The organism is Micromonospora andamanensis (assembly GCF_016863495.1).
GTDB lineage: Bacteria > Actinomycetota > Actinomycetes > Mycobacteriales > Micromonosporaceae > Micromonospora > Micromonospora andamanensis.
Genome location: NZ_BOOZ01000049.1, coordinates 42,988 through 53,799 on the forward strand (window position 1 = coordinate 42,988; position 10,812 = coordinate 53,799).

The window sequence follows — 10,812 nt, forward strand, 5'->3', positions numbered from 1 at the left end:
GATGCGTGCGTCGGCGCTGGCACGGTGACGACATGGCGCGACCACAGGCAACGGGTCGATCGTCGGCGCAGAAGCCTGTTCGGAACCGCCAACCTGCAACCGATTTGGCAGCTCGGGCAGACCGTCACCCACGCAAGGTCGCGTGGCATCATGCTGATGGAGTAGGCCGCCACAGCTAGAACGGTGGCTCCGAATCCCAAGGTCTAGCGTCCGCCTGTGGCCAGGCCGCGCTTGGTAAGGGCAGGTTCGTCACCACGTACAGGTTCAGGATGTCTTCCCGGTCCATGAAGAGAATCTGACTGCGCTTCGAGGTGTCCAACTTCCGGCCGAGCCAGTTCCTCGCTGCCTTCGTGATCTCCCCGCCGGCCACGATGAAGGCGTGATCCACCAGGACGTTCTTGCCGATCTCCGGATCGAAGATCTCGTGGCCCAGCATCATCAAGGCCTGGTTGTGGATCTCGGCGACGTTGTGGTTGCTGCCCTTGGTCACGCCCGAGGAGTCCAGCTTGCCCTTCTTGGCCTGGATGCCGAAGTAGAGAACGTGCTGGGTCGGCAGGGTGTACCTCATCCACACGTCCTTGCCGTACTCCAGTGCCTTGTCCCTGTGCCCGGCCGCGGTGATCCTGTGGAACCCGAGCTGCCGGAACAGCGGAAGCAGGATTTCCTCGATCAGCTGGTCCTCACTCGCACGATCTAGGTAGGCGATGAGCTGGTCGCGCCTGGCGATCTCGGCCGGCGAGAAAGGCCGGTGTGGGTTCGGCGCCGGCATGGCGATCGTGTTCGTTGGCACGTGCCGCAAGTAGCACTGGCCGTCCTCCGCGTAGAACGCTTCGAAGTTCTCGCGAGACAGCGCGGCGTTCAGACGCGCAAGTGCCTGCGGTCGATCGCGCCCCTCATTGATGGCATCGTCCGGGTCCATCAGCCTGCGGATCAAGCGAGCGAACGTATCCGGCGGGATGTGTTCACCAGCATGGGGCTCCTGAAGGATCTTCTCCACGACCTCCGCAGCCCAACGGTGACGCGTCGAGCCGTCGTGCGTGTACTCAGTGTCGATTTCGTGAAAGAAGTCAGTGATGAAGCTGCTGCTTCGGTACAGGAAGAAGTAGTGCTCCGGATCGTCGCCCTTGCCAGGGTTACCGACGACCATCTCCCCGAGCAGCGTCAGCGTGTGTTGCTTGAACTTCAACGATGCCTCCCGGTGCGCCACCGCAGTGCCAGCCACATGGCACAGGTCTTGTCATATAGATCAAACAGGCCCTGTCGGGAGCGCCCCGGCACCCGACGAAGGGTCGCGCTCTCCGTCGGTCAACCATGCAAGGGGTTCGTGGAGCCACCGTCAATCACCGAAACTGAATGTCTCGCAGTCGCCTCGGAAGATCCCGAAGATTGTCGATGCGAATGTGCGCTTGTTCTACCTCCGGGCGAGTTGCGTAGAAGTATCCCCATGGTCCACGTCGGATGAACACGGTCGTCAGGCCGGCGGCCAGCGCGGGGAGAATGTCGTTGTCGAGGCGGTCGCCCACGTATGCGATCTCCTCTGGCGCGCACCCCGCCGACTCGACCAGCTTGACGAAGAACTCAGAGGTCGGCTTCTCCGCGCCCCAGTCGTCCGACGTCGCAATCAGGTCCACACCCAGGTTCAGCTCATGTAGCAGCCGTCCGGCGCGAGCGGTCTGGTTACCCGCCACACCGACAAAATAGCCGTCGGCCTTCAGCGCGGCGAGGCAGTCCCGGACATCAGGGTAGAGGTCGCGGCCGTTGAAGTGCTCCGCCAATCCGGCTTCTGCCCGGCGCTGCCGCTCCAGTGCGAGGTCGAATCCAGGCTGGAAGTGCTGGAAGACCTCGCGGTAGTCCCGCCCCTGCGCGATGACCTGCCCGAACACCGCAGAGAACGTGTGCCGGGGAACGCCGAGCCAGTCCGCCCAGGTGCCGTATTCGGTGGACTCGTTGATGAGCGTCTCGCCCACGTCGAAGTAGACAGCGCGGATTCGCCGTGGGGAAGAGGTCTGGACGGTCATGCGGTCAACGCACCCAATCGCTCGTCAAGGTCAGCAACGACGGTGGCATCGTCCCACGGCCTCAGCCTGGTACGGAACTCCTGGAGACGGGTGCTCGCGGTTGCGTAGCCAGCCATCGCCAGCATCGCGGCAGCGTCCCCGGCGAGGTCGCACGCCTGGTCGAGCTGCGGTTGGTCGCTGAGATACGAGCTGGCTATGTCGATGAGGAACACCGCCTTCTGCTTGACCGCCACGGGGCCGAGTCCACGTAGTGCTGCTGTCAGGGCGGATCGGGCCTCCTCGGGCCGACCGAGCTGGAGGAGTGCCCGACCACGGAATCCGTCGAGCCGGTCGGCCGAGTAGTAGTCGAACCATGCGGGTGGTGCCGCGTCTGCGGGGCGGGAAAGGCGTGCGGCTGCTTGGTCGAGAGCGCGCAGCGTTCCGGCCGCGTTCGCTGTGCCCAGGACCTCGGACTCCACCGCCGCGATCCATGACTGGACTACCGGCACACCACTTCGTTGGGCATGATCAGCGGCGCCAGCGAGATAGCTGATGGCGGCCGAGGTGTTGTGCTCGGCCGCCGGCACGAAGGCGAGATGGCCGAGCGCGGCTGCGGCCAGGAGATCATCCCCCACCTGGATGGCCGCTTCGTGGGCGAGCCCGAAGTAGCCCCGCGCGTCGGCCGGTCGCTGTAGGTCGAAGAACGTCAGCCGGCCGGCAAGCGTGGCGACTTCGCTGCGGGTGCGGAGGACTCGGCGCTTGAGTCCTCCGTCGGGCAGTTGCCGCATGACGTCGACCGCGGTCTCGAGGTGATCGCGTGCCAGGCTGAGCAGATCGCCAGGTTTCCCAGACCCGTGGTAGAGGTGCCGGTACACCTCTGCACTGCGTTCGAGTCGGCTCACCTGAAGCTCTGGAACCGCTCCAGCCTGATCGACGAAAGCGAGCGGGGAAGCCGCCATAGCCTTGATCGCAGTCCGCCGGCGCATTTCATCCTCCTGGCTCCCAGGTCGGGTCAGGGCCGCTGACACCCGACCGTATGTCTTCACGAGCAGGCCGTCCACGCCGAGTGCCCGGTCGCACACCTCGGCGAGCTCCATCGAACCTGGCTTCTCACCTCGCTCGACCTGCCCCAGGTACGTGAAGTCATAGCTGGTCAGCACCTGCAACTTCCGGAGCGACAACCGTCGCTCCTGACGAAGCCGGCGTAGCACCTGCCCGAAAGTCTCACCGTCCACCCGGTCCCCCTGACCAGTGCCCAGGTGTAGGCCACCGTGGGCCTACACCCTGTGGCTTCCTACGCACACACCGTACCGACCAAGCTCGATGTGCACAGCAACCGCATCGACGGCGGCGATACCCAAGCCGGCACCGAGGCGGTGTCGGAGAGCACGCGCGCTTCCCCCCAGCCCGCGAGCTGAACCCGCCGCCTCGGTGCCTCTCATCCCACGGGAGGGCACATGCACGGCGCGAACACCCAGAGGTACGGGCCGATGATGGTTCACGAGGACTCACGGTCACGGCCCGTCCTGGTGCTGGACGTCTGCGGGGTTCTGTTGGCGGAGCCGATGGCACCTCTCTTTCGAGTTGTCTCCGAGGAGGCCGGAACCTCCTCGAACCGAGTCGAAGCGATCTTCCGCCACTACTTCCGGGACGCGTTGTGGTCTGGGCTGCTCGACGAGTCCGCGTTCTGGCCGGCGTTCGCAGCGGCTTGCGGTCTCGGGCAGCCGTCGCCTGCCTGGCGGTCGGTGCTGCGGTCGACGATGACGCCGCTACCGGCCGTGTCCCGGCTACCCAACTGGTCGAGGGGGGCGCAGATCTGGCTGTTGTCCAACCATCGCCACGAATGGTTGGTGCCCGCGCTGCAGGCAGCCGGTCTGCACCGGCAAACCCATCGGATCTTTATCTCCAGCCAGACCGGCGCGGTCAAGCCGAATCCCTCCGCCTACGTCCAGATTCTTGAGCAGGCGTCACCCGGTGACAGCCTCCTGTACGTCGATGACAAGGAGGTCAACGTCGAAGCGTTCCGGAGGCTGGGGGTCGACGGCGTCCAGGCCGACACGTCCGGCTCCTGGACCGCCGCCGTCGATGGTTGGCTTGCCGCATCAACGCGGAGGACCTGGTGAGCGGCCCTTACCGTGACCTCGCCGCCCAGAGCTTCCTCGACGAGATCCCTCGACTCATCGACACCTTGAGCGCGGCGACGGAGAGCATCCCGACTGAGGACCGGGTCTGGGTCTTCTACGGCAGCCGAATCACCGGTACGGCAACCGCAGCCAGTGACTTCGACGTGATGATGCTCCATCGCGAGGACGAGGTTCCACCGACCCGCGTTGGCACCACCTATCGCGACGCTCCGGTGACCGTCTACTCGCTGCCTTGGTCGGCCCTGGACCGCGACGGGCAGGACCGCGCGTACGGCGGCTACTTCGCGCTCAAGCTGTTCAGCCCGTTCATCTGCACACCGGCCGACGAGGCCGCGGAGCTGTTGACGAGCGTGGCGCGGTTCTTGGCTCCGCTGGCCGCTGAAGTGGCCGGCCGACTCAACGTGATCCCTAGGACCCGCCACCAGGTCCTTGCCGACTCCTACCTGGCGTTTCTCGACATCTATCCAGACTTCGACAGCTACGTGGCCCGAGTCCTGGAGGCACCGGTGCTGGCATCGCCGTTGTGGCGACGGCAGGCGCAGGTGATCGTGGACGCCTATCAGCAGGCGCAGATGATCGATCGCACGGTGGACGGCCGTTACGCCTACTCCCGGCAGGCGGCGATCGGGGAGCTTCGGCACGAGCGGGCCATCACGGCGGCCCGGTTCTGGGCATTCGGCGCGGTCTGCCACGACAGCGACGTCCGTTTCCCCGACCTCTACCGCGACAAGGCCCGCCAGCGCACGACCGTCGGGCAGCGACAGCGAGTCTACGAGTCGCTGCAACGGATCTCGCGTGGGCGGGCCGGCCGATGAGCGCCTTGCTCGCCGAGTGGCACGCTGCCCGCAATAGCCTGGTCGCGGACGAGCACGCCGACAGGGCACGCCGTTTCGGGCTCCAACTGCTCGCTCCCGACTCCGAGGGCCTACCACCGGTGATCGACAACCTGGCGGGCCGGACCATCTGGGCCTGGCAGCCTGCGAGCCCAGCACTGGCCGCGACGGGTGACGACCGTGCGGACGTGCGCGTCGGTGTTGCCGGAAATCGGCTGCACCTCGGCCATCTCAGTCTCGCGCGGGACGTCGCCTGGCTGCAGGAAAAGGGCCACCCCGTCACCTTCATCAGCCGCCAAAACCGCACCACGGCCTCCGCAACGATTGTCGAGCTCTTGGCAGAACGGGTGAAGCAGTTCGGCGGACGCGCCCCCGATCGCCTCATCGACCTCGACACGGCCGAAGTCCGGGCCTTCGAGGACGATGTGTTGTCCGGGCTGGTGTTGCGCCGGATGCGGCAGGTCTATGGCTGGTCCGATGACACCAGACTGAACCTGCTGCGGGACGCGGTGACGATGATGAGCTTCTTCCTGTACGAGCAGAGCCCGAGAGGGTCGATCGCGCTGGTCGACGCCGGTCAGGTGACGCATACGGCGCTGATGAGGACCGTGTCGGATCGCCTCGCGGCACCGACGCCGTACGTTGCCTATCGACGGTTGGTTCCGAACCTGCGGCGTCGTGGTGGCCGGGCCAGCATCAACGATCCGGCCTCCACCATTCTTCTGACCGATCGTCCCGACACCGTCCGGGAAAAGTTCATCGGCGCGGTGACCGGCGGCCGAACCCGCGCCGAAGAGCAGCGCCAATATGGGGGCAACCCCAACGACTGCCCGACCTTCGAGGTCATCGAACTACTGTCCGCACCTGAGCGGGCGACCGCCGTGGCGCGTCGATGCCGAGCCGGCGAGGTGCTGTGCGGGCAGTGCAAGATCGAACACCTCGACGATGTGATTGCCGGCGTTCGCGATGACGGTCGACAGGTCACGCTCGCTCGCGTCGGCACGAGTCCCGCCGTACCGAAGGCGGTTGCCGGGGTCGCTCCCAGCTTGCACCGACCACCGAGCCGGGAGCCGGTGGACTTGGAGGCCGCGATCGCCCGGTACGCCGGGGTGGTGCCGGAACAGGTCGTGGTCGGCCACGGCACAACCGAGATCCTCGACTGGATCATGCGTGAGCAGGCTTCAGCCGGTGCGACGGTGCTCGCGACCGCCCCCACCTTCGAGCTGTACGGGCAGCTCGCCGCCAGGAACGAACTGCGCTACGACGAGGTTGTGTGGGACGGCGGAGCACTGCGACACGACCTGGCGGCGCTGCGAGCCGCGCTGAAGAATGATCATGTCGCGGTAGTGGTGGATATCCCGCACACGATCTCCGGCGTCTCGGTACCGTTGTCCGACTTGCTGGCTGTAGTCGCGCCTCAACTGCCCAGCGGGGCGAAGCTGGTCATCGACAACGTCTACGGTGAGTTCATGGCACATCCCCTCTCGCTGACACCGCGACTCCTTGAGGAGCGCGACAATCTGGTGGTGTGCCGGTCGCTGTCCAAGGCACACTGCCTACTCGGTGCCAGAGTCGGATACGCCGTCACCAGCGCTGGCTACGCCGACCGGCTGCGTCGACACCGGCTTCCGTATGCTGTCAGCGCGCTGGCTGCCACGGCGGCACGCGCCTCCCTGAGCGACGACAGAAGCCTCCGGCGCACCATCGGGATGAACCGGCGGGCGTACGCGACGCTGACCGCCGAACTCGACCGGCTGCACATCGGATACGCCCGGTCGGACGCGAACTTCCTCCTGATCGATCTCGGGGACCGCCGTGACCAGGTCCTTGCTCTGCTACGGGCGCGTGGCCTGCGGTTTCGTGACGGCGCACGATGGCAACTTCCGTCGATGATCCAGGTTCATCTCATCGACGAGGCGACCGTCGCCCCGTTGGTGCGCGCCCTGCGCGACCTTTGTTGACCCGTCACGCCGCGAAAGGCCCCATCGCCATGACCGCTCAGCGGATGCTCACCGGTGACCGTCCCACCGGAAAGCTGCACCTCGGCCACTACGTCGGCAGCATCGCCAACCGCGTGAAGCTCCACCGGAAGTACGAGAGCTTCTTCATCATCGCCGACCTGCACATGCTGACCACCAAGAACACCCGCGACGACATCGCCAAGGCCACCCAGAACGCTCGGGACATGGTGGTCGACTGCCTCGCCGCCGGGATCGACCCCGACACCGCGACCTTCTACCTCCAGTCTGCGATCCAGGAGGTCGGAGACCTCAACACCCTCTTCCAGAACCTGGTCACCGTGCCGCGCCTGGAGCGGGTGCCCTCGCTCAAGGACATGGCTCGGGACGCCGGAAAGGAGGAGATGCCGTACGGCCTGCTCGGCTACCCGGTGTTGCAGGCCGCCGACATCCTCTGCGTCAAGGCCCACGTGGTGCCCGTCGGCAAGGACAACGCCGCACACGTCGAGGTCACCAGGGAGATCGCTCGGCGTTTCAACCACCTCTACGGTGAGGTCTTCCCCGTCCCCGAGCTGGTCAGCGCCGAGACACCCACCCTGGTCGGCACCGACGGCCGGGCCAAGATGAGCAAGAGCCTGGGCAACGCCATCGCCCTCTCGGACGAGCCGGCCGAGGTCCGCCGCAAGGTCATGGGCATGTACACCGACCCGAACCGGATCCGCGCGGACGTGCCCGGCACGGTCGAAGGAAACCCCGTGTTCCAGTACCACGACGTCTTCAACCCGAATCGGACGGAGGTCGACGAACTCAAGGGCCGCTATCGCGAGGGCAAGGTCGGCGACGTCGAGGTCAAGGAAAAACTCGCCACCGCACTGAACGCGTTCCTCGACCCCATGCGCGAGCGGCGGGCCCGCTACGAGGCCGACAAGGGCCTGGTCGACGAACTGATCGTCAAGGGTACGGAACGCACCCGGCGCGAGGTCCAGCAGACCGTGTTCGAGGCACGCAAGGCAATGGGCCTCACCGGCGTCTACACCCAGCTCCGCCGCAAGGCCGAACGGTCCCGTAAACCCGCAGCCACCACCGCGTAGAAGAGGACCCTCATGAGTCGCCACGAAGCCGGCTCGCAGGCCGGCAGCCTCCTGCTGCGCACGATCAGGTCGGGAACCTCGGGCGCTGAGGTGTTTCTCCTGCGGCAACCCGGCGGCGCGACTGTCGCCACGAAGGTCACTCGCAACCCAAGGGTCAGCTCGTCCGTGCAGGCCCAACGGCACGCCGTGATGGCGAAGCACTTCGCCTCGCACACCCCGGCGGTGCTCGGGACCGCAACCGAGGCCGCGCTTGACGTCATCGTCACGGCGGCACCTGCCGTGTGGAGCCTCGACGAAGCCATCGCTCGTGTCGGACCGACACCGGAGCTATACCTGATCTGGCAAGACGTGGTGAACACTCTCGTCACGGTATGGCGGTCAACCGCCGAGCCCGGCTTTGATCCCACCCGGGCCACTCGCAATCATGATCTTCGGTGTCGTCGTGGCCATCAGGGGCTGGAGGATGTGCTCACCACAGACCTCGGACCGCCCTCGCGTTGGTTGAGCATCATGATTAACGGAAGTGACATGGGCTCCTGGTTTCGAGCCTTCGAGCAGCTCCTCGTCGTCGGCAGGCCCGACTCCCATATCACCTGTCACGGCGATCCGCACGCCGGCAACGTACTGGTTGCCTCCGACGGGACCTGGCACCTCATCGACTGGGAATGGTCCGGTGACCATCACGACTGGCGCATGATGGTCAGCCACCTGCTCGGTAGCTGGTACGTACGCGACCTCCTAGACCACGCCTCCGGCACGGCTTCAGCGACACCCGACCGGCTCGTGCTGGACTATGCCATCGGTGAAACCCCCCGACTACGCCAGTTCGGGATCCCGGCAGCCGACGCGTTCCGGCGGATGACGACGCCGGCCCGAACAGAGCAGGATCTCAGTGATGTTGCTCGGTACGTGGCGCTTCTTCTGCTCCGGGAGATCCCCCGAGCGGTGTTGGCTGGGCGACGTCACCTCATCGCACCCCTGCTCGGCGAGTGCATCCGGCTCACCACTGGCGAGCACTCGAATCATCCCGCCATCCGGCTACTCAAGGCGCCGGTCGGGGCGGCGAGGTAATGCGACTCGGACTGGCATTGCCCCACTACCCGTTCTCCTTCCCGACACCGCAGCCCTCCACCGCCCGACGAGCGATCGAGTACGCCACCTTGGCCGAGGACGCGGGATTCCACCAAGTGTGGGTCTCCGACCACTTCTGGGTCGACGTCGCCATTGCAGGGCAACCGGAGCAACGGCAGGAGCCGGCTGAGTGTTGGACCCTGCTGGCCGCGATAGCGGCCAGCACCAACCGCATCCGCGTCGGCTCTTTGGCCACGCCTATCGGGTTCAGGAACCCCAACCTCCTCGCACGCATGGCGGCGACCGTGAACGAACTCGCCGCCGGGCGACTCGACGTCGCCGTCGGAGCCGGGTGGAACGAGTCGGAACACCGGGCAAACGGCCTTGACTTCCCGCCTGCAAGACAACGGTTGGTATCGCTTGAGGACACAGTCGGGCTTCTTCGGCGGCGGGTGCCGGGCGTGCCCGTCTGGGTTGCCGGGAAGCGCCCGAAGCTACTTGAGGTCGCCGCGCTCGCGGACGGTTGGAACACCGCGTGGGACAGCACGATGGCTGAGTACCGGCACCGGGATGCGATGGTGCGGCAAGCCTGCCACCGTCGCGGGCGTGATCCTGCGGCGGTTCACCGGTCTCTTGGCCTGACGACGCTCATCGGCCGAGACAACGACGATCTTGAGAAACGGTGGCACAGTTTGCAGCGCTGGGCTCCCGGCGGCGCACTCGCTGATATCTCCCTGCGGAGCTGGGCACAGTCCCGCCTGGTCGGTACACCGCAGGAAGTGGCCCAACAGCTCCGTCGATGGGGCGAAGCCGGGGTCGAGCAGGTCATCTGCTCATTTGGGGCGCCATTCGCCGTTCACGATAACCAACAGCTTGAGCTTGCTGTAGACGTGCTGACGATCTTATCCGGCTCGAAGGGGCCGTAGTCGGAACGATGTTGCCAGCGCTGAAGGTCAGGAGTCGGTCTCGGGGGGTGAGTCGGCCGAGTTCGGCGGCCACGACGGACGCCGTCAGGCGGGTACTGCCGGTGGCAGATGTGCGGGTAGGAGGGATATCTCTTATCAGTCGGTTCCGGTCCACCGGCCCTCCTCGCCCCCTTCCACGTGCGGGTACGTCGTGTTCAAGGGGGCGTGTTCACCCGGTAGCTCGTGGTCGTTGCGTTCCTCGTTGGACCGCTCGTTAGACCTCTCGTTAGAACCCTCACCCTGAACAGCGAACGTTTTGCGGCCAATCATCTCGACCGATGCGGGCTCGGCGGGTGGCCGAGGATTCGGGCTTTGTAGCAGCGGTGCGGTCTCGCCGCGCAACCTTCGAGCCCTGATCGGGGCCTCCTCACTGGGGGCGTACTGCTGATCACCTCCATGGGACGAGCGCGGCTGGTGGGGACGGTCAGACAGGGCGAGCCGGCGGCGGGGACGAAGGCCGTCCGGCGCGGACGGCGGACCGGGATGGCGAGGGTCGTACTGGTTGGTGCGGACGGCCTCGCAGGGACGAAGCGCGGACGGGGTAGCCGACCGTCCGGGACGACGGACGAGGGCGCGGACGGGTCGGGCCGGCGCACCGCACTTCGTGGCGATCTCGTCCACGGCCCGAGGTGGTCAACAGGCCGCGCGTTCGAGCAAAGATGATCTTGTTCAAGTAGGTGGCTCTTCTGCCGTGTGTGTGGGTGGTGGGTGGGTCGTTGACGGGCGCACGCCGTTGCTGGGCCTAGGTTCCGT

Annotated in this window: 9 protein-coding genes; 6 read left to right on the forward strand and 3 right to left on the reverse strand. The window is 66.1% G+C overall.

Features of this window, described 5'->3' with window-relative positions:
• Positions 1–175: 175 nt before the first annotated feature.
• The 3 genes from Van01_RS27760 to Van01_RS27770 all read right to left on the reverse strand — a co-directional run bounded on the left by Van01_RS27760 (position 176) and on the right by Van01_RS27770 (position 3,232).
• Complete coding sequence (locus Van01_RS27760; RefSeq protein ID WP_204013702.1) at positions 176–1,186, reverse strand: hypothetical protein; 1,011 nt, start codon at positions 1,184–1,186, stop codon at positions 176–178.
• Between the two features lie 154 nt (positions 1,187–1,340).
• A complete protein-coding gene (locus Van01_RS27765) occupies positions 1,341–2,018 on the reverse strand; it encodes an HAD family hydrolase (protein WP_204013704.1) in 678 nt (225 codons plus the stop codon).
• On the reverse strand, positions 2,015–3,232 hold the full coding sequence (locus tag Van01_RS27770; RefSeq protein WP_308442429.1) for an NsdA family TPR-like regulatory protein: 1,218 nt from the start codon (positions 3,230–3,232) through the stop codon (positions 2,015–2,017). The genes Van01_RS27765 and Van01_RS27770 overlap by 4 nt, the downstream gene beginning before the upstream one ends.
• Before the next feature lie 255 nt (positions 3,233–3,487).
• Between Van01_RS27770 and Van01_RS27775 the strand changes: the two genes are divergently transcribed.
• The 6 genes from Van01_RS27775 to Van01_RS27800 are packed head-to-tail and all read left to right on the forward strand — an operon-like array spanning position 3,488 to position 10,020.
• Positions 3,488–4,120, forward strand: coding sequence for an HAD family hydrolase (locus Van01_RS27775; protein ID WP_169599871.1), 633 nt, complete (start codon positions 3,488–3,490; stop codon positions 4,118–4,120).
• Entirely contained in the window at positions 4,117–4,956 is an 840-nt protein-coding gene (locus tag Van01_RS27780; RefSeq protein ID WP_204013708.1) for a nucleotidyltransferase domain-containing protein, read from the forward strand. The genes Van01_RS27775 and Van01_RS27780 overlap by 4 nt, the downstream gene beginning before the upstream one ends.
• Positions 4,953–6,935, forward strand: a complete 1,983-nt coding sequence (locus Van01_RS27785; RefSeq protein ID WP_204013711.1) for an aminotransferase class I/II-fold pyridoxal phosphate-dependent enzyme — start codon at positions 4,953–4,955, stop codon at positions 6,933–6,935. The genes Van01_RS27780 and Van01_RS27785 overlap by 4 nt, the downstream gene beginning before the upstream one ends.
• 29 nt (positions 6,936–6,964) lie before the next feature.
• On the forward strand, positions 6,965–8,023 hold the full coding sequence (trpS, locus tag Van01_RS27790) for a tryptophan--tRNA ligase (protein WP_204013713.1): 1,059 nt from the start codon (positions 6,965–6,967) through the stop codon (positions 8,021–8,023).
• Between the two features lie 12 nt (positions 8,024–8,035).
• Entirely contained in the window at positions 8,036–9,094 is a 1,059-nt protein-coding gene (locus Van01_RS27795) for a phosphotransferase family protein (RefSeq protein WP_204013716.1), read from the forward strand.
• A complete protein-coding gene (locus tag Van01_RS27800; RefSeq protein WP_204013719.1) occupies positions 9,094–10,020 on the forward strand; it encodes an LLM class flavin-dependent oxidoreductase in 927 nt (308 codons plus the stop codon). Before Van01_RS27795 ends, Van01_RS27800 begins: the two co-directional genes overlap by 1 nt.
• The last annotated feature ends 792 nt before the right edge of the window (positions 10,021–10,812 follow it).